19 protein-coding genes and 1 tRNA gene are annotated in these 25,106 nt (G+C 64.1%); 6 read left to right on the forward strand and 14 right to left on the reverse strand.

Translation table 11 applies throughout. From position 1 onward, the window contains the following. Window positions 1-8: 8 nt before the first annotated feature. The 7 genes from GGR25_RS05285 to gspD are packed head-to-tail and all read right to left on the reverse strand — an operon-like array spanning window position 9 to window position 6,987. Window positions 9-1,235 carry a type II secretion system F family protein gene (locus GGR25_RS05285; RefSeq protein ID WP_183397731.1) on the reverse strand — a complete coding sequence of 409 codons (1,227 nt, stop codon included), beginning with the start codon at window positions 1,233-1,235 and terminating at the stop codon, window positions 9-11. Continuing rightward, on the reverse strand, window positions 1,232-2,944 hold the full coding sequence (locus GGR25_RS05290) for a GspE/PulE family protein (protein WP_183398592.1): 1,713 nt from the start codon (window positions 2,942-2,944) through the stop codon (window positions 1,232-1,234). The genes GGR25_RS05285 and GGR25_RS05290 overlap by 4 nt, the downstream gene beginning before the upstream one ends. Beyond that, window positions 2,941-3,591, reverse strand: coding sequence for a PulJ/GspJ family protein (locus GGR25_RS05295; protein WP_183397732.1), 651 nt, complete (start codon window positions 3,589-3,591; stop codon window positions 2,941-2,943). The genes GGR25_RS05290 and GGR25_RS05295 overlap by 4 nt, the downstream gene beginning before the upstream one ends. Next, window positions 3,588-3,983 (reverse strand): type IV pilus modification PilV family protein, encoded by a 396-nt coding sequence (locus GGR25_RS05300; RefSeq protein WP_183397733.1) that lies wholly within the window; start codon window positions 3,981-3,983, stop codon window positions 3,588-3,590. The genes GGR25_RS05295 and GGR25_RS05300 overlap by 4 nt, the downstream gene beginning before the upstream one ends. Further along, a complete protein-coding gene (locus GGR25_RS05305) occupies window positions 3,980-4,462 on the reverse strand; it encodes a pilus assembly FimT family protein (protein WP_183397734.1) in 483 nt (160 codons plus the stop codon). Before GGR25_RS05305 ends, GGR25_RS05300 begins: the two co-directional genes overlap by 4 nt. After that, window positions 4,462-4,956 (reverse strand): prepilin peptidase, encoded by a 495-nt coding sequence (locus tag GGR25_RS05310; protein ID WP_183397735.1) that lies wholly within the window; start codon window positions 4,954-4,956, stop codon window positions 4,462-4,464. The genes GGR25_RS05305 and GGR25_RS05310 overlap by 1 nt, the downstream gene beginning before the upstream one ends. A gap of 6 nt (window positions 4,957-4,962) precedes the next feature. Beyond that, window positions 4,963-6,987, reverse strand: coding sequence for a type II secretion system secretin GspD (gene gspD / locus GGR25_RS05315; protein WP_183397736.1), 2,025 nt, complete (start codon window positions 6,985-6,987; stop codon window positions 4,963-4,965). An 885-nt stretch (window positions 6,988-7,872) separates the two neighbouring features. Here gspD and GGR25_RS05320 point away from each other — a divergent pair. Beyond that, window positions 7,873-14,202: an RHS repeat-associated core domain-containing protein gene (locus tag GGR25_RS05320; RefSeq protein WP_183397737.1), complete on the forward strand. Its 6,330-nt coding sequence runs from the start codon at window positions 7,873-7,875 to the stop codon at window positions 14,200-14,202. Between the two features lie 1,282 nt (window positions 14,203-15,484). Beyond that, complete coding sequence (locus tag GGR25_RS05325) at window positions 15,485-15,748, forward strand: hypothetical protein (RefSeq protein WP_183397738.1); 264 nt, start codon at window positions 15,485-15,487, stop codon at window positions 15,746-15,748. 433 nt (window positions 15,749-16,181) lie between these two features. On the opposite strand, the gene GGR25_RS05330 is transcribed toward GGR25_RS05325, so the two are convergent. The 4 genes from GGR25_RS05330 to GGR25_RS05345 form a co-directional block, all read right to left on the reverse strand. Next, window positions 16,182-17,054, reverse strand: coding sequence for a tyrosine-type recombinase/integrase (locus GGR25_RS05330; RefSeq protein WP_183397739.1), 873 nt, complete (start codon window positions 17,052-17,054; stop codon window positions 16,182-16,184). A gap of 175 nt (window positions 17,055-17,229) precedes the next feature. Further along, window positions 17,230-17,305 (reverse strand) — tRNA-Thr (locus tag GGR25_RS05335). Between the two features lie 330 nt (window positions 17,306-17,635). Then, window positions 17,636-18,478, reverse strand: a complete 843-nt coding sequence (locus tag GGR25_RS05340) for a tellurite resistance TerB family protein (RefSeq protein ID WP_183397740.1) — start codon at window positions 18,476-18,478, stop codon at window positions 17,636-17,638. Window positions 18,479-18,581: 103 nt separating this feature from the next. Next, entirely contained in the window at window positions 18,582-19,223 is a 642-nt protein-coding gene (locus GGR25_RS05345; protein WP_183397741.1) for a 2-dehydro-3-deoxy-phosphogluconate aldolase, read from the reverse strand. 236 nt (window positions 19,224-19,459) lie between these two features. Between GGR25_RS05345 and GGR25_RS05350 the strand changes: the two genes are divergently transcribed. Then, window positions 19,460-20,074 (forward strand): biotin transporter BioY, encoded by a 615-nt coding sequence (locus GGR25_RS05350; protein WP_183397742.1) that lies wholly within the window; start codon window positions 19,460-19,462, stop codon window positions 20,072-20,074. Between the two features lie 142 nt (window positions 20,075-20,216). Here the strand turns inward: GGR25_RS05350 and GGR25_RS05355 are convergent, their stop codons facing one another. Continuing rightward, window positions 20,217-20,681 (reverse strand): Hsp20 family protein, encoded by a 465-nt coding sequence (locus GGR25_RS05355; RefSeq protein ID WP_183397743.1) that lies wholly within the window; start codon window positions 20,679-20,681, stop codon window positions 20,217-20,219. A 258-nt stretch (window positions 20,682-20,939) separates the two neighbouring features. Between GGR25_RS05355 and GGR25_RS05360 the strand changes: the two genes are divergently transcribed. Then, window positions 20,940-21,362 (forward strand): hypothetical protein, encoded by a 423-nt coding sequence (locus GGR25_RS05360; protein WP_183397744.1) that lies wholly within the window; start codon window positions 20,940-20,942, stop codon window positions 21,360-21,362. Between the two features lie 188 nt (window positions 21,363-21,550). Then, entirely contained in the window at window positions 21,551-22,495 is a 945-nt protein-coding gene (locus GGR25_RS05365; RefSeq protein WP_183397745.1) for an alpha/beta fold hydrolase, read from the forward strand. 7 nt (window positions 22,496-22,502) lie between these two features. Here the strand turns inward: GGR25_RS05365 and hisN are convergent, their stop codons facing one another. Continuing rightward, on the reverse strand, window positions 22,503-23,282 hold the full coding sequence (hisN, locus tag GGR25_RS05370; protein WP_183397746.1) for a histidinol-phosphatase: 780 nt from the start codon (window positions 23,280-23,282) through the stop codon (window positions 22,503-22,505). 326 nt (window positions 23,283-23,608) lie between these two features. Further along, window positions 23,609-24,514, reverse strand: a complete 906-nt coding sequence (locus GGR25_RS05375; RefSeq protein WP_183397747.1) for an N-formylglutamate amidohydrolase — start codon at window positions 24,512-24,514, stop codon at window positions 23,609-23,611. Between the two features lie 195 nt (window positions 24,515-24,709). Between GGR25_RS05375 and cpdR the strand changes: the two genes are divergently transcribed. Beyond that, window positions 24,710-25,069 carry a cell cycle two-component system response regulator CpdR gene (gene cpdR / locus GGR25_RS05380; protein WP_183397748.1) on the forward strand — a complete coding sequence of 120 codons (360 nt, stop codon included), beginning with the start codon at window positions 24,710-24,712 and terminating at the stop codon, window positions 25,067-25,069. The last annotated feature ends 37 nt before the right edge of the window (window positions 25,070-25,106 follow it).

The following is a 25,106-nucleotide window of genomic DNA, read 5'->3' on the forward strand; positions in this document are numbered from 1 at the left end:
TTGCGGCCTCATCGGAAAGCGAATTCGTTGATGGAGAGGATGGTGGAGAGCATGGCGTAGACGATCGTGCCGGCGATCATGCCAAACACGAGTGTGAGCACGGGACCGATCAGTGTGGTCGTGCGTTCGAGCGTCTGTTGCACACCCTGTTCGAGCAGCGTGCCCGCATGCGCCAGCGCCTGATGAAGTCGACCTGTCCGCTCGCCCATGCGGATGAGAGCGAGCGCCTCGTTCGGGCGGTGGCGGCTCGGGTCCAGCGCGGTCGCCAGCAGACTGCCCGATACGACCCGCTCATGGGCGGCGGCGAATTCTCGCCGCAGCGTCAGATTGGAAATCGAAACCAGCGCGAGCGGCATGGCGGTGGAGAGCTGAACCCCGCCGGCGAGCAGTGCGGACATGGTTCGGCAGTAGCGGCTCCAGTCAGAGGCGACGATGAGCCGGCCGGCAAGCGGAACGGCCAGCTGCGCGCGGTGAAAGGCGCTCTGCCCCGATGCGGTCCGAACGACGAGACCGGCGAGAACAATGACCGCGACCAAGGCGCCGGCAAACCAGGGCCCGAAGGTACGGACTACGTCACTCGCGGCCAGGACGGCCTGCGTCATGACGGGCAAGGTCGTGGCATCCTGGCTCTCGACGAGCGATTGCAGGTTTGGCACGACGACGGTGAGAAGGACTAGGATCGCCGCGGAGGCCGTGATCGTCAGAAAGGCCGGATAGATCAGGGCCGAGCGCATCTTCTCGACGAAAGCGCGATGGCCCTCCAGCTGAGCGGCGATCGACGCCATGGCGGCCGGCAATGTCCCGGATAGTTCGCCGGCGCCCACCAGCGCCACGAAGGTGGGCGGAAAGCCGCCCTCCCGCTCAAGGCTGGCGCGGAGAGTCGATCCCGATCGTACGGAATCGAGCAGCGCGGCGAGGACGGCCTTCGGCCTCGCGCGTCGCGTCGTCTCCAGCGTCAATTGCAGCGCCTCGTCGATGGCGATGCCGGCACCAAGAAAGCCGGACAGCGAGCGGGCCCATTGCGCGAGGTCGCGTTCCTTGACGGGGTTTGAGAGCGCAAGGTCGCGGTTGAGATAGGCCCAGACTCCCCGCCAGGAGGCATCGGGCCGCAAATCGATCACGAGCCGGCCGGCGGCGGCCTCGGCAGCGGCGACCTCGTCAGCCGACAGCGCTTCGACGACCGCCTGATGGCGCGTATGGGTCACGTCGACGGAGGTAACGCGATAGCGGCTCATCCCCCATCGTCTCCGCTGACGCGCAGGAGTTCCGCGGTGGTGGTAACGCCCTCGCGGACCTTGTCGCGACCGTCCTCGATCAGGGGTATGAGACCGTGCCGCCGCCCGGCCGCGTCGATAGTCGCGGCATCGGCGCCGCGCAGCAACGCATCGCGGATCTCGTCCGCGGCGGGAAGGAATTCCGCGATGGCCGACCGGCCCTTGAACCCGGTCTGGGCGCAATGAGCGCATCCCCTTGCTTCGAAGGCATCGGCGATCGAGCCGGGCGCAGCCATCGGATCGTCGGCACGAAAAGCCGCCGGCTGCCGGCATTGCGGGCAGAGCGTGCGCACCAGCCGCTGCGATAGCACCCCACGGAGGCATGAGGCGAGGAGGAAGGGTTCGACCCCCATGTCGACGAGACGCGGCAATGCACCGGCGGCAGAGTTGGTATGAACGGTCGCGAGCACGAGATGGCCAGTGAGTGCCGCCTGGACGGCAACGATCGCGGTCTCGCGGTCTCGGATCTCGCCGATCATGATCACGTCGGGGTCTTGGCGTAGGATCGCGCGCAGCACATTGGCAAAGTCGAAGCCGATCTGGCGGGAGACCTGGATCTGGCTGATCCCGTCGAGATAGTGCTCGATCGGATCTTCGACGGTGACGATGTTTTTGGACGGACCCTGGATGGTGCGGAGCGCCGCGTAGAGCGTCGTGCTCTTGCCCGAACCCGTGGGCCCGGTCACCAGCACGATCCCGTTAGGGCGCTCCAGCGCGGCGCTGAGGGGCGTCACGACGTGGGGCGACAGGCCGAGCGTGCGCAGATCGAGTGGCACGGCCGTGCGATCGAGGAGGCGCAGGACCACGCCTTCGCCGTGAGCATGCGGCATGGTGGCGACACGCAGATCCAGCTCGCGGCCCCGGAAACTGACCCGCGTGCGTCCGTCCTGCGGCAGTCGCCGCTCGGCAATGTCGAGCCCCGACATGATCTTGACGCGCGAGATGACGGCCGCATGCATGCCGGCGGGCGGCGGCTCCATGTCGCGCAGCACGCCGTCGATGCGGTAGCGTAGGCGTGACCCATGCGATGTCCGCGTGACATGGATGTCGGACGCGCGCAGATCCACCGCACGATCGATCATGGCGTTCACGAAGCGAATGACGGGTTCGTCGCTGGCGAGGTCACGAAGGCGGTCGAGATCATGACCGATGCCTTCGTCGGTGGCGGCGAAATTGCGCTGGCCATCGGTTGGCGCCTGCCCATCGGACGGCTGGAGCAGGGCTTCGAGCAGCGATGTTCTGATCAGCACCCGTTCGACGGGACGTCCGAGCTTGGCGGCGAGCGCCGCCGGCGCGAACGCATCCAGCGGGTCCTCGACCGCCAAGCGAATCCGATCGGGCTCGTTCGAACAGGGGAAGCAGCGCGTGTGAGCGAGGAACGATCTCGAGATCCCGAGATGCTCGACGGTGTCCCGGTCGATCTCGCCGTCACCGACGATGGCGAGGCCGGTTACGGCGCTCCAGGTGTCGACGATGGTATCTTCGCCAGCGAGGCCGAGATGATGCAGGACGCGATCGATCCGCACATGGCTCTCGGCTGCCACGCGCGCGGCGCGATCCAGCGCAGGCTCGGCCAGCTGATACCGCGCGCGGAGCGTGGTCAGGAAACGTGCGATCGGATCGTCGCCGCTGGCGACGCTGACGTCGAAGCCAACCGCCTGCTGGTTCATCGTCCACCCTCGCGACAGGATGGGTCGGCCGGGAGAAGGACGCAGGACGCCGGCATGCGCCCATGCGTTCGCGCGATGATCTCCATCGGCGGTCCCAATACCGCGTCCTCGGCCGTCAGGCTGATCGCTGCCGGCAGCTCGGACGGTGCATTCCAGTTTGCACTCCACTCCAGCGTCCTCTCCGGCGTCCGGAGCAGGAAGCGGAAGCCGATATCCTTGAAGCCCCTCAGGATCGTCTCGCGATGGGCCTCGCCGCTGTTTGGGTCCGTCCAGTCGAGCATGAGGTCCTGACCGGTCTCGGTGGGCCGGATCGATAAGGCAAAGTTGGTGGGCCGGTCGAGCCTGAGAGAAGCCGGACCGATGCTCGTCAGGTGGACCGATCGAAGATCGCTCTCTGGGTCCAGTCGTGGCGTCATCATGCGCTGCAGAGGAGCCGGAATCGCGCCCGATACCAGATTGCGGAAGATGGCCGTCGCCGAAAGCAGCTCGTTCGATCTGCTCTCGACCTCGGCCGCCCTTGCCTGAAGACGGCTCCAGAAGCCCATGAGGCCGGAGCCGGCTGTGGCGATAAGAGCGGCAACGGTGATCGTGACGATCACCTCCAGCAGCGAGAAGCCGTCTTCGGCGCGAAACGGAGCTGCGTTCATCGTGGCTCCGTGATCGGCCGAAGTGTCGTGAGCGCGACGGCGCTCGTTTTGCCTGGCGGCGGGAAGACGAGTACGGAAACCTGATAGAGGCCTGGCTCGGTGGCGATCGAAGGCTCGTCTTCATAGGGGCGGATCGAAAGGGTCCACCGCGAGCCATCCGGCAGGACGCCCTCTTTTGATTGCACTGCGTTTGGAATGTCGAGCCCGACGCGATCGAGCAGCGAGCGCGCCGCGATGATTGCGCGGAGGCGCGCCGCCGATCGCTCGACATTGCCAAAGCTGGCGCCGAGGACGCCGATGATCCCGGTGATCGAGATTGCCAGGATGGCCAGCGCGACCAGCGCTTCGAGCAGCGAGAAGCCGGCGTCGGAATGGGTCTCGGACCGGATCATGGAGCGCCCCGATCATCGACGCGCCCACTGACCCAGCCGATCGTGCGATCGATTGTGGTGCCTCTGGCCGTGACCGCGATGCGCGCGCCGGTGGTCGATCCATCGGCCAGGAAGTAGAGCGCCGTCATGGACGAACCTGGGCCGCCGGCTTCAACGCCCGTGAAGGTCACGGCCACATCGCTGGGAAGATCATAGGACAGCGCCAGCTCGGGAACTGCGAGCGTCCGGCTGTTTTCTGCGAGCATGATCGACACTACGCGGCGCTCGCGCGTCGCCGTGGTACGTGCCTGCGCCATCATCCGATCCAGCCGGGCGAGGGTCGTCTGCTGGCTGTTGCGGGCGAAGGTTCCCGTGATGGCATTGCCGATCGCTGCCGAGGCGAGGCCGGCGATGACGAGCGCCACCAGCATCTCGAGGAGAGTGTAGCCGCTGTCGGAAGCGCAGGCCGTGCTCGGCTCGAATCGCGGCAGCAGCTGCATCAGCTCAGCCCCATCCATGCGCCAAGGGCGGTATCGCGGATCCCGATGACGGCCAGCACGCCGAATGACAGGAACGGTCCAAACGGGATTCGCGTGCCCTTGTCGACGGGCGCGCCCGTCGCCGTCATCGTGCCGACGACCAGCAGCGCCGACACGGACGCGATGGAGAGCGCCGGCGCGATTCCGGAGATCCCGAGCCAGGACGCGCAGGCAGCCATCAGCTTGATGTCGCCGCCGCCGAGCCCGTCGAAACCGCGCAGGCGACGAAAGATCAGGGCGATCGCTGTCAACGACACGAACGCGACGATCGCGGCGACGATCGCGCCCCCGAGCATATCGAGATGGAATGCCAGCGAGAGCCCGGCGATCAGGATCACGAGGCTGATGGCATTCGGCAGTCGGCGCGTCTTGAGATCGATGATCGACGCGACGACGCAGCACGCAGCCAGGAAGGCGATCGGTACCGACGGAACCCATTGCTCCAGGCTGTCCATGGGGCGCTACCTCAAGGGTGATGCCATCATACGGCTGCGGATCTCCTGCGTGATCGAGCTGACATCCGACGTGCTGGTCATGACGACCGGCCGGATCATGATCAGCAGTTCGGTGCGCTTGGCATCCTTGATCGCATTGGAGGTAAACGCCTCGCCCACGATGGGGATGTTCATCAGGATCGGCACGCCACTGCGTGTTCGCTCCCGCTTGGCGGAGATCATTCCGCCGAGGATGATCTCGGTTCCGCCTTGAACGACGACAGAACTCGTCACCGCGCGCTGGCGGATTGTCGGCGAATCGATCGCCGATGTCGTCGTCTGTACGACGTCGCTGATCTCCTGGGAAATATCGAGTTGGACGAGGCCGTTCGCATTGACGCGTGGCTTCACCGACAGGATGACGCCGGTGTCCTTCATCTCGATGTCGTTGACGATCGGCGCCTGCGGGTCGGTGACGCTGACGGCCGAACGCGTCGCGATCGGAACCTGATCACCGACCTTCAAGGTCGCCGTCTGATTGTCGAGAACGGTCAGCGCGGGCGAGGAGATCACCTCGACCTTGGTCATATCCTCGAGCGCATCCACGACGGCGCGCGCGCCGGGCGCGCTGTAGATATAGCTGAATCCCGGCAGGATCGGGCTGACCGACTTGCCGGAAGCGTCCGTGAGCATGACGGCGTTGTTGCCGGACTCGAAATACCAGCGCACGCCGTGGCGGAGCTTGTCGTTCAGCGTGACTTCGAGAATTGTCGCTTCGATCAGGACCTGCGTCGGCAGGACATCCAGTCGCCGGATCGCCTTCTCGATGACGCGATAATCGTCCGGCGTTGCGACCACGACGAGCGAATTGGTCGAGGGATCGGCGCTGATCGCGATACCGTCGGCTCCACCGAGGCCGCTGCCCTGTGATCCGGAACTGGCGACCGCGACGGTCGCCTCCTGTCCAGCGATTTGCGCCCCGCCCATGCCGGCGTCCGCGGTCACCGTCTTCTCCTTGAGGCCTGCGGCCACGATCGCGCCGCTGCCACCACCCGAGCCGATCATCTGCTGCAGGACGCCGGCAAGCTCCGTGGCGCGGCGGTTCTGCACTGGGTAGACATTGACCCGCCGCTCATCCGCGCCAGCTTGATCGAGATGCGAGATCCACTGCCGGGCGCGCTGGATACCCGTCTGCGAGGTTCCGAGCAGGAGCACGGCATTCATCCGCTCGACGGGAAGCGCCTGAAAACCCTTGGCGTCCTCGGACTTGAACATGGTGTTCAGCTCGCCCGCGACGGACGCGGCGCCGGCCTCGCGCAGCGGCACCAGGGCGAAGGAACGCTGTCGCATCTGATCGATGTCGAGCGTCTGCAGCACCTGCTGGAAACGATCGAGATCGACTTCGGAGCCGGTCGCGACGAGCACGCGGCCGCCGGCGATCGACGACATCGACGCGCCCTCGGAATTGAACGCCTGTAGCGCGCCCTTAGCCTGCTCCGCATCGATGAACTTGAGCTGGAATGCCCTGAACGAACGCTGCCCGCCGCTCTGCGGGTCACCGCCGCCGCGCTGCGAGACACGGTAGACACCGTTCGCTTCGGTGAGGGACGCTCCGACGCCCGACAGCACGCTCTTGATGAGGTCGATCGCGGCCGTCTTCGAGACCGGCGTCGCGGTCCGGACGGTCACGCGGCCCGTGATCCCGGTATCGACGACGACATTCTCGTGCAGCACCTCCTCGAACACCGAGCGAACGAAGTCCTGCACGCTGACGTCCGCGAAATTGATCGAGAAGCGCTGCCCGTCGTCCGTGATGCCGCGCGGCGTCTGTCCGCCGACCGCGCCCATGGGGGTGGATGATCCATAGTCGCTATAGCCGCGCGGAGCGCCGTTCTGCGGGCTGCGATCGAAGCTCGCCGGCTTTGGCAGGCCGTTCGGGGAAAGCGACCCCGTGATGTCACCAAGAAACCGGTTCGCGTTCGGCCCCTCATCGTCAGCCTCACCGAGCGCCGTGCAGGCGGTGAGCAAGGCCGCAACGAATGCGACGCCCAAGACATTCCGCGAGACGCCAGCGACATTCCTCAGGCATCGCAACAATGCGCGCCCATGCCGAACTGCGGCTCCGTCGATCTGGCGATCGGCAACGGGCAAAGGCGACCTCACAGAATCATAACTGCTACCATTGCGGGGAAGCCTAGCATGATGCCGGAGCGCTCAAGGCCGACGGACAAGTTACTCTGTGGATAAATGGAATCGAGAATGTGTATACAATCGCAGATCCTCAGATCGTGGGAGAATTTCCCATTCAAATACGTGATGAGCCATCAACTAAGAATTGCCGTTATGTATTCGCTGGTTACCGCCCGAATTCCACGAGCCCGTGATGGTTGTGAGGAATTGCGACGATGAGAGTCCCGGAGCCGGCCGCATCGCTGGAAAATGCGACATAATGACTCACGCATATGCGGCTATCGCCGATTGCGCTTGGTGCGCCAGATTGCCAGCCAACTATCTGTTTTGATTAATCTACTCCATGGGCGACGCTTTCCGTCATCCCGGAGCCCTCTGGCTGATGGCGAAGTCGCGAGTCGCACCTCGGTTGCTAGGTCTCGCGATTCGAGCCTGACGGCCACCCTCTGCCGAGGCCGCCACGCTTGACACGTCCGGTTGTGGAGATAGCCTCAAGCATGATCTCGATCGTCTCGTTATTCAGACGATTCGACGTCATTCGGGGGCGTGACGAGCAGATTTAAGCTTGTCTAAAATCGCATATATTTGGGTGACCGGATGCTTTTGGGCGTTGGCGGAACGGGAAGTGCTCGTCTGGGTTCAGCGGTTTTGCTTCGCTTAGGCAGCGCAGTGTTCAGGTTGGGGCTCGCGACGGCGCTCCTGTCGGGATCTCTCCAGGCAACCGCATCCGCCGTCGAGCGCACCCCAGTGCCCGACTCCATCCGCATCGCCCCGGCGGCCTCGTCGGGACAGGCTGCCGGCCGCGCCACGAGCGAGGCGGCAGCGCCTGCCGACGCTCCGATCGGGCCACCAACGATCAGCAGACCCGGCGCGACCGGCAATCCGCCGCGGACAGAGGAGCCTAGTTCCGCGCCGGTTGATCCGACGGCGATTGCCCGCGGCGCGCCGACAAAGCTCTCGGCAACCGAGCTTGAAGCTCTAGCGAAGTCCGCGCAAAACGGCGCGTCGGACCCGTCAAAGAGCGCTTCGAAGTCGGCGCTGTCGGCTGAATCGTCCAGCCTTAGCGCGTCGTCGAGTTCAGTCGATGGAGCGAGTGACGGGGTACCGATACTGCCGTCTTGGGCCGGCCGCGACAATGGAACTGATTTCGGGTCGTTCTCCTCGGGCGACTATCAGGAGAGCGTCGCGATAGAGGTCCCAGGCTTCCGTGGCTTGGAGCCGTCGATATCACTCGCCTACAATTCCAGCTTCAAGCTGCAATACTCCGGCAATGGAAATGGCTGGCTTGGCCGTGGCTGGGCGCTGAAGGGCATCCCGGTCATTGAGCGCGCCACGCGTGGAGGCGGAGCACCGCGGTTCGATTCGAACGACGTCTTCACTCTCTCAGGTGAGGAACTCGTCGCCTGCGTCAGCGGTATGGTCAGCCCAAGCTGCGCAACGGGCGGCACTCATGCGACACGGGTCGAGAGCTATAACCGCATCAAGCGCGAAGATAGCAGCAATCGCTGGCAGGTATGGGCGCGAGATGGAACCAAGTATGAGTTCTGGCCTGTCGGTCAGGTCGCAACTGCCTCAGGCGATCAGGCCCTCCTCGATCATTACCGGTGGCTGCTGAAGACGGTTACCGACACGCACGGCAACGCCGTCAACTATAGCTATACATGCGAGCAGCTTGTCTATTGCCGCATCAACAAGATCGCTTACGGCGCATCCGAAGTGAATTTTCGCTGGGAGGGGCGCCCGGACGCGTTCCTCTACGCCACGGGCAAGAATCTGCTCATGGTGCAGCATCGGTTGCGTATGATCGATGTGCGGTTCAATAGTGCCCTCGTTCGGGGCTATCAGCTCAGCTATGATCAGAGCCCCGTCACGGGAGCGAGCCGCCTGACGGCGGTCCAGGAATTTGGTTCCGACGCCACGATAGGCTCGAACTGGACCTTGACTGCTGGCGCGACGCAGGCGCTGCCGCCGAGAACATTCACTTACCAAAGCACGCAGATCCTGGTCGGAAGCACAACTCTGCTCTGCGCGACCTCAGCCAACTACAACGGCTCGCAATCGATCCATTTCGTCGATTCGACCGGAGATTTGAAAGACGAGTTCATTCTCAATGCCGGGCCCCAGCTGCCTCAAAATGGAGTAGTGGCCAATGTTCCGCTTGGCTGTCGTTCGCCAGCGGGCAACGACTGGCCCTTCCGCAATATCGATATCGAAGTGCCGGCTTCGTACGTGGTTGGGCCGGCCGGGGGCGAGCGAACAGTCTACGGCACTCACGCGCTAACGGGGTTTGCTGACGTCAATGGCGACCGCCGCGCCGATCCTTTTGGCGTTGTCCAGACATGGCAACTTCATCCGAACGGTGACAGATACAACACTGCGAACAAGGCATGGTCCCAGTTCAGCCAGTCGAACACGCCATGGCAGCTCGGGCAAAGCTCCGGAACCCTCTCGGCTCCGGTCTATTGGGATTCGACGCCCTTTGTCGGCGACTACAATGGGGACGGGTATGCTGACGCCGCTCATTTCCAGTGGATTCAGTACGGCTCTGCATCGGGATGGGCCGGCTGGGGCGATTGGCAGGCTACACCCCTCGGCTGTCCGGCCTATCCGACGGCATGCTCGCTGGCCAATATGGTGGCTGCCGATGTCAATGGCGACGGCAAGCAGGATTTTGTGGGAACGAAATACAGCGCCAGTTCGTCCTCCAATCCCTACAGTCTGGCGTGGGAAATATCGAACGGCAGCTCGGCGTCCAGCGTGGGAAGCATTTCGGGCTATGATGTCTTCTCGTCGGGAGACGTCAACGGCGATGGCAAGGTCGACCTCTTTGCGTCGGCGAACGGTTCGCCATCCAATGCGTTGCTGTTCTATTCAAATGGAAATGGCTATGAAGGCTGGGCGCCTCCGCCCAATCTGACGGGCCTGCAGGCCGACCTGAATGCGGACGGGCGGTCCGATACGGCGGCAATCGTCAATGGCGGCTGGCAGGTGGTCTTCTCGTCTGGCACCCAAAGCATCGCTGGCCCGAGCTTCTATCCTCCAGGATCCGCGACCAACTATCTCCTGTACGGCTTCGCCGATTTCTGGGGCGACGGGATCCCCGACCTGATCACCCGCACAGGCGGGGGCACCATCAACGGTCAGATACTCGGCGGTTCGCTGAGCCTCTATGTGACGCCGCTAGGTGGCCCTATCCCCGATTTGATGATCTCCTCGACTAATGTTCATCGTGGCGTGACGACGATTGCCTATGGGAATTCGCGCGACTATCAGTCGACGCCGAATACCAACATGCCCTTCATCAAGCCGGTCGTGACGTCAATCACCGTCGCCGATGGGGTAATCGATCCGGCGACGACCTACCTGTCCTATTCGGGCGGTCGTTACGACGCGAAGGAGCGCAAATTCCTTGGCTTCGAATGGCTGAGTGTCTGGAAGCCGTGCAATGCGACCGAAAGCGCTTGCCCCGGTGCCTATGTCCATTTCAGCCAGGACTTCGCTTCGGTCGGTGCCGTGGTCGAAATGGTCGACGTTGACGGTAACGACGTAGCCCAACGCTGGCGCGGCGAGAACTACACGGTCAATAACAGCAATGTCCCTTACACGGCACTGAACACGAGTTCGGACATCGAGGTCAGCAACGGCTCGGAAACTTGGCGTTCCAACATCACCGAACGTGAGTTCGACGCCTATGGTCAAGTCACAATCACGCGCGAGAAGGGCGATGCGGCGATCAGCACGGACAATCGCGCTCGCTACATAGGCCGTGTTTACAATACTTCGGCCTATATCGTCGATCGCGTCAACGAGATCGTCGATTTCGCCGGCGATGTGACGGCCGGTGCGGACATCAGCTGGACTGGCATTTCTTATGACGGCGGCGCGGACAACAGCGCCATCCCGACCAAGGGCGACCCGACCGGCGTCGCGCGCTATCTCTACGAGACGGACCAACTCTCCCTCACCACGGCGAGCTATGACAGCTGGGGCAACAAGACCAGCGAGACAGATCCACTCGGCAACACCACCACCACAACCTACGATTCGACGTGGCATTTGTTCCCGGTCCAAGTGACCAATGCGCTCGGCCAGTCGACATCACAGACCATCAAAGCGATCTGCGCCGCGCCGGCGACGGCGACCGACCTGAACGGCCAGGTGACCAGCTACACCTATGACGGCTATTGCCGCGAAACGCGTCGTGACCTGCCGACCGGCGCCTATGTGGAAAGCGAATATGTGGACTGGGGCTCGCCGGGCGAGCAGTACGTCCGCACCACCCGGTCCTCGCCAGGCGGCTCGGTCTGGGAAGAGCGCTGGCTCGACGGGCTTGGCCGCGTCTATTGGGTCAATACGCCCAGCATCGACCCCTATACCGCGGATCGTATCGTCACCACAGCCATCTGGTATGCCGCCCGAGGCGGCGTGCAGGGCTATGCCAAGCCCTTCGTCTATAACGGAGCCTTCCCCTATTGGGGCGCCGAACACTGGACCTACCTCTACTACGACCCGCTCGACCGCGTGAACTGGGTGGCTCTGCCGGACGGTAGCTCGCGGAATATCGCCCACAGCACCCCTGCCAACGGCCCAATGGAGGAGGCGCAGGTCACCGACGAGCTCGGGCGCCTGACGCGAATCCAGCATGACGCCTACGGCCGTACGACGGCGACGATCGAGAAGGTCGGCAGCGCGGATGTAACGACCTCGATCGGTTACGACACGCTCGACCGTGTCGTCTGGATCACCGATCCGGCCGGCAACAAATGGACCTATGGATACGACACGCTCGGCCGGCGCACGTCCGTCGCCGACCCGGATCTCGGTTCATGGAGCTTCACCTATGATATCGGCAGCCGCCTGACGTCGCGCACAGATGCGCTCGGCCAGGTGACAGGCTTCACCTATGACGCGCTCGGCCGCCTGCTGACCAAGACCAGCCGCCAGGGCACGCCGAATGCCGAGTTGACCACCAACACCTATGACCAGCCGCGCTCGGGCTTCTTCAACACCGGCGCGCTGACCACAGCGTCGAACCCCACCGCGACGATCACCTATGACTATGACAATGGCGCGCGACTGAAGAAGCAGACCTGGGCCATCGCCGGCCTGGCCGGGACCAAGGTCGAGGAGACCGGCTATTGGCCCTCGGGCGAGGTGAAGTGGAAGAACTGGCCGGATGGCACGGTGTCCGGCAGCGAGGCCTATCCCTGGACCTATGACCGCGCCGGCCGACTCAATGCGTCGAGCGGCATCTGGTGGACCCACTACAACGAGGCGGGTCAGGTCACCGAAGTCCGCTACGCCAACGATACCGCGACGACGAACACGTATGACCCCGCCCGCGACTGGCTGACCTCGACGCGGACCAAGCAGGATTCGACCAATGCGACGCTGCAGCAATACGACTACACCCGCGATGCGGCCGGTCGGATCACTAATATGGTCTCGACGCCGTTGGGCGATAATTGGAGCTATGGCTATGACGCGCTCGACCGGCTGCTGACGGCGACCAACAGCGCCGACACGACCACCAGTCGGACCTATAGCTACAACGCCGCTGGCTCGCTCGCGACCAATTCGGCCATCGGTAGCTATAGCTACCCGGCGCAAGGCGCCAGCGCGGTGCGCCCACATGCGCCGACCTCGATCGCCGGCTCTAGCCGCAGCTACGACGCCGCCGGCAATTTGACCACCGGCGCTGGCGCGACGCTGACCTATGATGGCGACAACCGCCTCACCTCGGTCGTAAAGACCGGCTCGACCACGACTTATGCCTATGGTCCGGATGGCAGCCGCATCCGCACCACGGCGACGGTCGGCACCAATCCGGCCGAGACGTCCTACCTGATCGGCGCGTCCGAGCTCGATCCGGCCGGCGTGCTGACCAAGATCCCGCATCCCGATGTGCGGATCTATGGTTCCAGTGAGTGCTTCGTGCATCGCAACCACCTCGCCTCGGTAACGCTGGAGACCGGCGCCTCCGCCTCGATCGTCCAGCGCCAGCGCTACACGGCCTTCGGCGAGAAGAAGCCGGTCACCACCGGGACGGCCTGCGGCGCGGACAAGCGCGGCTTCGTCGGCCAGCGCCACGACGTCGACACCGGCCTCATCGATCTCAACGCCCGCTGGTACGACCCCGTCATCGGCCTCTTCGTCAACCCCGACGACTTCGATCCGATCGACGCCGATACTGCCGTTGGTGGCGGCGCTATCGGCTGGCTCGCTAATCCCGTCGGAACGAACCGGTATGCCTATGCAGGGAATGACCCCGTCAATAAGGCGGACCCAAACGGGCACTCCATTGCGGATGACGTTGTTGTAGATTCATCATTGGTCGTTGCTCTGGGGTTTGCTTTGTGTGGCTCCTGCCAGACAGCTGTCCAGCAAGCTTGGTCGGCAACAGCAAGCTGGATCGCGGGATCCGGGGTAACTATAGGACCTAGCCCGGGATCCATCTCAGGCGCTGTACATTCGGCGATATCGGTCGATGGCTCCAGCATCGGCTCTTATCGTGAGGTGCGACAAGCAAACAGAACGGCGAATACAGCTGTCACTCAGTCAGGTGGAGGCAGAGGAGATTCCTTTGTAAGCCATCATATAGTTCAAGATGCTGCCGTCCGTGGCGTTCCAGGGTACAGCTATAGTTCAGCTCCATCGGTGTCGCTTACTGTTAGGGAGCACGCGCTGGCAAACAGTATCCAGAACACTTACACGGGTCCGCGAGGTACGCTTGGTGCGGAAATTGTTCTGGGAAATATTGTTCTGGAGGCTGTAAGCGCAACATTTGGAAGGTTGACTCCGGCCGCGGTAGAGGCCGCCATGCGTCGAACGCTGAAATATTACTATGGCGATAAAAAGCTGAGTCCAAGCACTCCGACCAGAGTGCCGGGAAAAGCATCCAATGCCCAGCCATCTTCCGGTGGTTCTGGCAACTCTGGCAACTCTGGCAACTCTGGCAACTCTGGCAACTCTGGCAACTCTGGCAACTCTGGCAACTCTGGCAACTCCGGCGGTTCCGGCGGCAGTTTAGGTTCATCAATTGCCTCATTCTTTCAAGCGCTTGGATTCCACAATTGATGTACAAAAGTTGGACAGTGTCTCTGCGGGACCGTCGCTCTCCCAAGAAGGATTCACTGCGGGACCATTATGCTGTAGAACGTCGACAGGTTGAGCAGGACAGGCCAATGAGACAGCCTCTATCAAGTGTGGAAATGCGTTTTGTAGAAGATGTGATTTCCCGTCTGAGAAGTGGAAATTGGGACGAATTCGAATCGTTATTTGATATGAGATCGGTTTCGGATCAGGCTCGAAGAAAATTCCGAGGCGATTTTGAATATTGTGTCCATCTAATCGACTGGTCGTCGTTCTCGAACGATCATGTTCATAAGGATGTCAGCGATATTGACGGATCTGTTCTGATCAACGTGTCACTGAATAGAATAGATTCGAATATGTCTAACGTGCAGATTATGTTTCGGCAATTGATCGACGGTCGCGTCGCAACATATCAGCTTGTCGCAGTCATCGCCTTGAGAAACGATAAGATTTTTTCTATTACGGATCCTGATGAGTTTCTGAAGGCTTGGAGATAGAGCGTCGGAATCATGGTTTCCTTCATCTATATTTAGATCGACATAATCGTGAGTGGCGAATATATGTTGTGTCATTATTCAGGGTATTGAAGCGATGTATAGTGGTATTGAAGGCTAAATATAGTGATGCGGCCGTATTGATGGTTGTTTGGCTGCGAGGAAATTGTTTCGGTTGACGGCGGTGCCCCATGCTGGGGAGCGTCTTCCGAGCTCTCGACAGTGTTCTCTACCGAAATGGTCAATGGTCGCGTACGAGCCTTGCAAGTCCGTCGCACCGTCATTCAAAACGAGCCTTGCCGAATTGGGGCAGCGGTCAACGAGCCAACCCCGCCTCTTTACCGGAGCGACGGCCGACACCAATCTGGCTGAGACCTCAAACCTGTTCGGCTCGTCCCACTCGATCGGCCTGAATTGTGGCCACGATCTCGCGACATCCCGATGGGTGATCTACAGCCCGACTGAGGGCATCGTCCGTCGCAATCGCCGGTGACACCCGAGACAGGCGTCTCGGCCGCGATCACATAATGCAAGAAAAGGTAGCGCGAGTCGCCCGTTTTGCCGCCGAGGCTCAGCTTTCGCCTGAAAGGGCCTCAGGGCGAGCTGCAGTCAAGGTTAGACTCGACTTCCCGCGCCGAACGAGCATTGCTGTCGGGCGTCGGGGCGCTGTTGATTGGCCCTCCACGCAGATCCCGCCCGGCTCGCCATGATCGCCGGGCTCGTCTCCGTGCAAGCGCCAACAAAGGGCTGGCGCGGAACGGAGCGCGATCATGACCATCGAAGATGAGAACCCGAACTCGGTTAGCGGGCCTGCTGAGTCCGGAAAAGCTGGTGCGGCCCAGCCGCCGGCACCACCACTCTCGGACACGGCGCTGGTGATCCTGGCCGCAGCCGCCAATCGCCTGGACGGCTCGCTGCTGCCAGTGCCGGCGAGCGTGAAGGCACGCGACAGCGCTCGAAGCGCCGTGCTGTTCCATTTGAGCCGTATGGGCCTCGCCGACGAAGTGCCGGCAAGGCAGGAATTCGAACGCTGACGGCGCGGCGAGGGGCGTCCACCTTCGGATTGCCGCGGGGGGGCTGGCTGCGAAGGGCCAAAGTCAGCGCTAAAACCTAGCCCGCTGGTGGCACTGAGGTTCAGCACTTATGGCAAAAGTGGTGAACTGCCACGAGTTGGGATTCGAAGCGCGATCGCCATGGCGGCGGCGGAAATGCGCCGGACCAACGCGACAACCGTCGACCGAACGCGTTGCGTTCCAATAAGGCTGGCGACGAAGTCACCCCGATGGGCGCTCGGGACACCAACACCGCGAGCGAGTCGACATAAAGCGTTTTGCCGAACGTAAACAATTCGTCGCCAAGAGTTGATCGCTTTGCCTAGTCGCCGGCAGCCACGAGCGGCTGTGTCAGCCAATACTCACAGCCGAACGACGCCGGAATAGTCGACCATTCGGCCGCCGTCGAGCGAGATCATCGCGCGAAGCCCACGTTTGCCGACCACGGTGAAAATGATCGCGTCATCGCGCGTCTCCTTGACCCGCAAGTTGTTGCCATCCTCGTCCTCGATGAGATCGGCTTCGAACTGGCTGTCGTGGAGGCCATGCGAAGTTCGCCAGGACGAGGAAACAGCAGCGCCATCAGCTTCAGCGCCGACGCGGTCTCCGGCTGCCCGTCATAGCCCCAGACAGCTCGGAGCAGGGCACCGAAGTCCTCAATGTCGGTTACCGCAGCACGGTGTGTGACTCGTGGTGTTGTCAGGGCGCCACGCAGTGCAAAGGTCGGATCATTCTCGGCTCGGGCTGTGGCCACGGCATAGCGGAAGACGGAGCTGATCGTGCTGCGCAGTCGGCGCGCACTCTCGTGGCGGCCACGCCGATCGATGCCTTGCAGGACTTGGAGAACCTCCGGTGCGGTGATTTCGGCGATCGGTCTCTTGCCAAGGTTGGGGCGGGCGAGGCTGAGCAGCCATGTCACCTTGATCAGTGTGTTCTCCGCTTTTCCTTCACGCTTAAGCTTGGCGATCAGCTCATCGGCGACAACATCAAATGTTTGGGCTGCCGATGAGGCGGCGGCGATCTTTGCAAGTTTCGCCTCGACCGAGGGGTCACGACCGTCGAGCAGGAGCTTCTTGGCGGCCTCACGCTTCTCCCGAGCTTCGCCCAGCGACACCGCGGGATACCCGCCGAGCGCCAGCAGCTTTTGCTTCCCGCCATATCGGTATGCGAGGCGCCACAGCTTCGAGCCACCTGGATTGATCAGCAGGTGAAGGCCACCCGAATCGGAGACCTTGTAGGCCTTCTCTCGGGGCTTCGCGTTACGGATCGCTAAGTCAGTGATCGGCATGGCTATCGCGCCTGTTGGTATGGCGCTCACTAGCGCCGCTTTGATACCAACGAATATACCAACAGGCGTACTAGATTGCACCGGACATGGCCGGACAACCTCGAATGCATAGTGGCCGAAAACGGCCATTCCGATTCAGTTGGATGCCCATATCGGATCAACTCGGAGGGGCGTTTGGTGCCGCTTACAGGATTCGAACCTGTGACCCCATCATTACGAATGATGTGCTCTACCAGCTGAGCTAAAGCGGCGAACCGGTGTTTCGCAGCGCACCGTAGCGCCCCGAAGCCGCGCGTTGATAGCCAGTTTCATCGTCCGTTTCAAGTGCGCCCGGGACGAAAGACACAGGACGATCGCATCTGGCCTTCCCTTCGCCTCTCCCTGAGAGATGGCTCCGCGAAGGAAGCGCGCCATCGGGGTTTGTGCTCCGCCTTCGCCCCATGTGCCGTCGTCCCGGCAGACGCCGGGATCCATTGGGCCTGAAGCGGCTCTTCGTCCTGCGCCTCGGCGGTGCGGATCCCGCGTCCGGCCCCGGATGACGGCTGGGGGCGAGGCGCCCCCGGCCGTCCCTTCATTGCGCCTCAGGCGGCGGCGCTGGCCACGGCCTGTTCGATCGATGCCTTGAGCGCGGCGTCGATGCCGAGGCGGGCGGACAGCATGTCGAGATAGGCGCGCTCGGCCGGATTGTCCGGCGTGATGGCGAGCAACGAGGCGGCGTAGATCTGGATCGCCTCCTCGGGGCCGCGCGCCAGCGCCACGACCTTGTTGAAATCGAGCGGGGCGGCGAATTCCGCGGCGAGGAAGGCCTGTTCCTCCTGGGTCAGGCCGCCCTCGGCGAGCTTGCCGACGATCTTCTGCTTCTCGGCCTCGTCCACCGTGCCGTCGGCCTTCGCCGCCGCGATCATGGCGATGATGATCGAGCGGGCGAGCGTGTCGTCCGTGCCCGGCGCCGTGACCGGCGGCGCGGACGGGGTGGGCAGGTTCGCCTCGGGCGCTGAGGGGTTGTTCACCTTGTATTGCTGGTAGGCCTTGTAGGCGAGCGTGCCGATCGCGGCGAGGCCGCCCAGCGTCAGCGCGTCGGCCTTCAGCTTCGGGCCCTTGCCGCCCATCAGCACCGAGGCGAGGCCGCCCGCGATCACCGTCGAGAGGCCGGGGTTATTCTTGGCGAAGTCCGTGACCTGGCCGGCGATGCCGCCAAGCCCGCCGGCGCTTCCGGACTGGCCGCCGCCTGTCAGGCCGCCGAGTGCATTGTTGAGCACGTCGCCGATGCCGCCGAGACCGCCGGCTCCGCCCGCGCCTCCGGCGCCGCCGAGCGCATTGTTCAGCATGTCGCCGAGCCCGCCGAGCGAGCCCGTCTGGCCCGAACCGCTCGAGCTGGCACCGGCGCCCAGGAATTGGTCAAGCAGCTTCTTGCTGTCGATCATGCTCGTCTCCCTCTCGCTGAGGCGCGGCGCGCGCCCGATCGGAGGTAGTGAGCGCCGGGCGCGACGGCAAGGCAAGACCCGTCGTCGCGCCGCGTGATCGTGGTCACACGCCCTTGAGCGCCGCCGCCTCGCGCGCCAGCGCCGTGATCGCGGCCCAGTCGCCCGCTGCGACCGCAGCCGCCGGCGCGACCCAGGAGCCGCCCACGCAGACGATATTGGGCAGCGACAGATAGGTGTGGGCGTTCTTGAGGCTCACGCCGCCGGTCGGGCAGAAGACGAGGCCGGGCAGGGGCGAGGCCAGCGCCTTGATATAGTTCGCGCCGCCGGCCTGCTCGGCCGGGAAGAACTTCGCCGCGCCATAGCCCTCTTCGAGCAGCGTCATCGCCTCGCCGGCCGTGGCGACGCCGGGCAGCAGCGGCACGGGCGAGCCATTCGCATGAGCGATGAGCTTCGGGCTGGCGCCGGGGCTGACGAGGAAGGTCGACCCGGCCGCGACGGCCTCGTCGAACTGCTTCGGATTGAGGATCGTTCCGGCGCCGACATTGGCGCCCTCGACCTCGCCCTTGATCGCGCGAATGCAATCGAGCGCGGCGGGCGTGCGCAACGTGACCTCAAGCGCGGTGAGGCCACCGGCGATCAGGGCGCGCGCCAGCGGGACGGCGGTGTGGAAATCCTCGATGATCAGCACGGGCACCACGGGCGCCGCTTTGAGGATGGGCAGGAGGCGGTCGAGATTCTGCGTCATGGCGTTGGTTGTCCTGGCTCTGATCTGCGGGCGGCGGGTGAGGCGCCAGCGCCGGCTGATCCCGATCTAGAGCCTTTTGGCGCGAAGGGGAAACGGCTTCGCGGCGCTGGCCAGGAGAAAAGCGGAAACGGCTTTGTCCCTGCGCCGCCCTGTCCCTGCCTCGGTCTTGCCGCACTGCGAGATTGGGTCTATCCGTTTTATGTCACGCTCACACCCATTGAGAAGGAAGGGTCGGCATGAGCCTCCGTTCTTCGTCGCCGGCAACGCTCGCGCTCGCCGCCTGGCCGGCCGGGCAGGCCCGCGCGCTCCGCTTCGCCGCGCTTGCGATTCTCGGTTCGGCGCTCCTCGCGCTCGCCGCCAAGATCCAGGTGCCGTTCTGGCCCGTCCCGATGACCATGACGACCTTCGCGGTCTTCCTGATCGGCGCGACCTATGGCGCCCGGCTCGCGACCGCCACGCTCCTTCTTTATCTGGCCGAAGGCTTCGCCGGCATCCCGGTCTTCGCCGGCCCGCTGGCCGGCCCTGCCTATCTGCTCGGGCCGACCGCCGGCTTCCTGTTCGGCTATGTCGCCGCCGCCTTCATCATCGGCCTTGCTGCGGATCGCGGCTGGTCGCGCTCGACGCCGAAGATGGCGCTGGCCTTCTTCGCCGGTGACGCCGTCCTGTTCGCCATGGGCTTCGCCTGGCTCGCCTTCTTCGCCAGCCTGCCGAACGGCGCCGTCGGCATCGGCGCGTCGGCCGCCTTCGCCAAGGGCGTGCTGCCCTTCGTGCTCGGCGACGTCCTCAAGATCGCGATCGCGGCGTTGATGGTGCCCGCCGGCTGGACCGTGCTCCGCCGCCTCCGCGGCTGATCCACAGCACGCGCACAGCTTGAGAATAAGGGGCCTCGCCGGATCGGCGGGGCTCTTTTCGTTTGGGCGGTCCCGACAAAAAAAAGGCCCCGGCGCGATGCCGGGGCCCGATGTCATGAGGGATGCGGGGTGAGCCGCTGCCTCAGGCGGCCTGCGCCTCGATCTGCGCCGCCGGCGTATTGCCATTGGCGATCGCGATCTTGCGCGGCTTGGCGGCCTCCGGAATCTCGCGCACGAGATCCACATGGAGCAGCCCGTTCTCGAGGCTCGCGCCCTTCACCTCGACATGGTCGGCGAGCTGGAATCGGCGCTCGAACGAACGGCCGGCGATGCCGCGATACAGCACCTCGCCATTCTTGCCCTCTTCGGCGGTCTTCTCGCCCTTCACGGTCAGCGTGTTCTCACGCGCCTCGATCGAAAGGTCGTTCTCGCCGAAGCCGGCCACCGCCATGGTGATGCGGTAGGCGTTCTCACCGGTGCGCTCGATATTATAGGGCGGGTAGCCAGGAACACCGGCCTCGACGCCGGTCGCCTGGTCGAGCAGCGAGAAGAGACGGTCGAAACCGACGGTGGAACGATAGAGGGGGGTAAGGTCGAAACTACGCATGTTGTCCTCCTTTGAGAGCGACGGTTTGCCTGTTCATCGCCCGGAGTTTCGCCATTGGCCGAACCCGGACGGTTTCACGCGGACCCGCTATCGGCGCCCGCAGCGTTGATGTGGTGAGGGGCTCCTCGGGCGTCAAGACCAGCATGAACGGCGTATGAATGGCGCCTTCCGGAACGGTTCAGCCGCAGGGCGCTACTCCATTAGCCATCGAGGCGGCGCTGTTCCGCCTCACCGGCGAACCAGAATGGAGTTCCGATCATGTTCAAGGTCATCGCGCTTGCTGCCGCCCTCGTCGGCATCGCCGTTGCCCCCGCCGCGGCGCAGAGCTTCGAGCGCGGACCGCAGGCCGCCGGCGACTGGGGCGGTGGTCGCGGCGGTCCCGGATGGGATGGAAACGGCGGTGACGGCTATGGCCAGCCGCGCGGCGACTATCGCGGTCGCGATCGCTACGACGTCATGCCGCCGTGGCAGCTGGCCCGCACGCTGCGCTACCAGGGCTTCTTCGGCGCCGAGATCCTGAACCAGCGCGAGAGGGTCACCATCGTCCGCGCCGCCTCGCGTGGCCGCGACTTCATCCTCGTCGTCGACTCCCGCTCTGGTGATGTGCTGCGCGCCCGGCCGGCCGGTCCGTCCTGGAACGGCGGAAATGGCGGCCGCGGCCCCGACTGGCAGCGCTGGTAGCCGCCTCTCTCGAAACCCAGCACGCGATTTCCCGAAGTCGGCCGATCCAATCCGCCGCCCGCACGAGGATCGGCCGTCCGGCCGGTGGCGCCCCCCGGCGCCGCCGGCCTCGTCTTTTTGCGCGGTCCACCCGTGCCAGTCGCGCCGGAAAATGCTCTAAGGGGGCGACGCTCCCGGACGCCGACGCCATGGAATTTGCGAATATCCCTGAGAACCCCGTCCCCGACGGCCTCGTCGCGCAGCAGGTGACGAGCGCGGACGGCGTGCGGCTCCGCGCCGCCTATTGGCGCCCGGCCGGCGCGACCAAGGGTACGGTCTGCCTGCTTCCGGGCCGCGCCGAATCGATCGAGCGCTATTTCGAGACGGTGCGCGAGCTGCTCGCGCGCCGCTTCGCGGTCGCGGCGCTGGACTGGCGCGGGCAGGGCGGGTCGCAGCGGCGCCTCACCAATCCGCTCAAGGGCCACGTCGATGATTTCGACGAGTATGAGCGCGACCTCGAGGCGTTCCTGAAGCAGGTGGTGCTGCCGGATTGCCCGCCGCCCTATTTCGCGCTCGCCCATTCGACGGGCGCGCTGGTGTGCCTGCGCGTCGCGCGCCGGTCGCGCCTCACCTTCGCGCGTATGGTGCTGACCTCGCCACTGGTCGATTTCGGATCGCGCGCGCCCTCGCGCCGCGTCGTCGGCCTCGCGGCGGGTTCTCTGGCCTTGCTCGGGCTCGGCGATGCCTGGCCGCCCGGCGCGGCGCTGGCGCGTGTCGAGGGCCGCGCCTTCGAGAACAACCCGCTCACCGGCGATCAAAAGCGTTTCGAGCGCAACCGGGCGATCGCGCGGGCTTTGCCGCAGGTCGCGATCGGGCCGCCGACCATCGGCTGGCTGCATGCTGCCTGCCGGGCGATGGACGAAGCGTCGAAGCCTGAATTCGCGGCCTCCGTGCGGATCCCGAGCCTGATCGTGGTCGGCGGCGAGGACGGCATCGTCTCGCCGCTCGCCGTCGAGCGGTTCGTGCGCGAAATGCGGCTCGGCTCCCAGATCGTCATTCCGGGCGGACGGCACGAGATCCTGATGGAGCGTGACCCGATGCGCGGCCTGTTCTGGGCCGCCTTCGACGCCTTCGTCCCCGGAAGCGACGTCTGACGCCGAATTAGCGGTTCAGCGTCTCGAGGATGATGTCGTGCAGATGTCGGTCGCCGCTGGCGACGACGCGCCCGCCTGCGGCCGCCGGGCCGCCTTCCCAATTGGTGACGCGCCCGCCCGCGCCCTCGATGACCGGGATGAGCGCGACAATGTCATAGGCGTGCAGGCCGGTCTCGATCACCGCGTCGACATAGCCCGCGGCCACCATGCAATAGGCGTAGCAATCGCAGCCATAGCGCACGAGGCGGACCTGGCGCTCGACCCTCTCATAGGCCTCGCGTTCCGCGCCCTGGAAGAGGGCGGGCGTGGTCGTGAACAGCGTCGCCTTGCTCAGATGATCGCAGGATCGCGTCGCGAGCGCCCGCGCGCCGCCGGGGCCGGTATAGCGGGCGCTCACGCCGTCGCCCGCATAGCGCTCGCCCGTGAAGGGCTGCGCCATCATGCCGAGAGTTGGCGTGCCGCCCGAGAGCAGGCCGATCAGCGTGCCCCAGACCGGCAGGCCGGAAATGAAGGCGCGCGTGCCGTCGATCGGATCGAGCACCCAGACCTTCTCCGCGTCGAGCCGCTCTGAGCCATACTCCTCGCCCATGATGCCGTGCTCGGGAAATTCGGCCGTAATCAGCGCGCGAATGGCGGCTTCCGCTGCCCTGTCGGCGACGGTCACGGGGTCGAAACCGGTCGTCGCCTTGTTCTCGATCGAATCGAGCGATCGAAAATGCGGCATGATCGCTTCGGAGGCAGCGTCGGCGAGCCGATCGAGAAACGGCAGAAGGCTGAGGTCGGTCATGGGCAGGGTCTCTCCTCGGCGCGACGCGCTTTGGCATCGGATGATCCGGTGTCGGTCGCAGCCGGCAAGGCTTTGATCGATATGCTGAAATCGTGACAGATTGTCGAATGCAGAACGATGCGCGCATCGGCATTGTTGCCGATTTGCACAGTCTCGCGGCAATTTGAAAATTGCCTCTTGCTATTTTTGCAGTGCAAGCTCAATTTATTGCGGTGCGGTAGTTCGATTGGCGTCGAGCTTCCGCTGCCCTCCTTGGGCGTTTCCTCCCTAGACTTGGGCCGCCTCGTTTCACGAGCGGCCCTTTTTCTTGGCCGATCGCTTGCGCGTCACTCCGCGGCGAGCGGCAAGGGATGAAGTCCGGCATCGGGTAGGGTGGAGATATGGTGGACGAGGCGCGCGAGATCGGCCGCGACCTTATGGAAGCCGGCGCTCTTCTGCAATGTCCGCTCATTCATGTAGAGACCGCGATTGATCTCGATCTGCAGCGCATGAATGCCGCGGGTCGGCCGGCCATAATGCTCGGTGATGAAGCCGCCGGCATAGGGCTTGTTGCGGGCGACCGAATAGCCCTCCGCCGTCAGGAAGCCATGCACGGCCTCCGACAGCTCAGACGCGCAGCTTGAGCCGTAACGATCGCCGAGCACGAAGTCGGCTCTGATCCGTCCCGGCAGCGCGCGCACGGAGGACGGCATGGAATGGCAGTCGATCAGCACCGCGAACCCGAACGTCTCGAAGGTGGTGCCGAGAAGCGCGCGCAGCCTCTCATGATAGGGCTTGTAGACGGTCTCGATGCGCTGGAGTGCATCGGCGACCGAGAGCGGTTCGGCATAGATTTCCATATTCTCCGACACGACGCGGGCAATGGTGCCGAGCCCGCCCGCGACGCGCAGCGAGCGCGAATTCGCGTAAGGCGGCAGGGCGCCGTCGAACATCAGCGGGTCGAGCTCATAGGGCTCGCGGTTCACATCGAGCCAGGCACGCGGAAAATTGGCGCGCAGGAGCGGGGCGCCGAACGGGGTGACGAAGGCGAACAGTTCGTCGACATGGCTGTCCTCCGAGCGGCGGATCGTCATCTCGTCGAGCCGCGAGGCGGCGAGGAAGTCGTTCGGATAGATCCGGCCGCTATGCGGCGAATTGAACACGAAGGGAATCCGCTGCTCGGCCGGAGCCAGCACTTCAAACAGCGGCATATGGGCGAAGGCGTCGATCGTCTTTCTCCCCGGGCGGGTCATCCCTGCGTGGCAAGCCGCCATGTTGCCCGGACGCCGCGCCCGTGTCCACAAAACGCGGCGCCGCGGCGCCATCATGCGGCCCGTTCACTCGATCTTTACCGGGATTGGACGTAATCCGATAACCAAGATGATCCGCGTGCACCGGAGACAGACACGTCCGGCCCGCGATCCTTCGAAGCTCTGACGGGTCCGCTCATGAACCGCATTCTTCTCGCTGAAGACGACAACGACATGCGTCGCTTCCTGGCCAAGGCGCTGCAGGGCGCCGGCTATGACGTGGTGTCGTTCGACAATGGCCGCAGCGCCTATGACCGGATCCGCGAGGAGCCCTTCACGCTGCTGCTCACCGACATCGTAATGCCGGAGATGGACGGCATCGAGCTGGCGCGCCGCGCGACCGAGCTCGATCCGGACCTCAAGGTCATGTTCATCACCGGCTTCGCGGCCGTGGCGCTCAACCCCGATTCGAATGCGCCCAAGGATGCGAAGGTGCTGTCCAAGCCCTTCCACCTGCGCGATCTCGTGACCGAGGTCGAGCGGCTCCTGGCCGCCTGAGCGAGTCAAGGGCGACTGCACGAAAGCGCATTGGCCT

The sequence above is a fragment of the Kaistia hirudinis genome (assembly GCF_014196455.1).
Lineage (GTDB): Bacteria > Pseudomonadota > Alphaproteobacteria > Rhizobiales > Kaistiaceae > Kaistia > Kaistia hirudinis.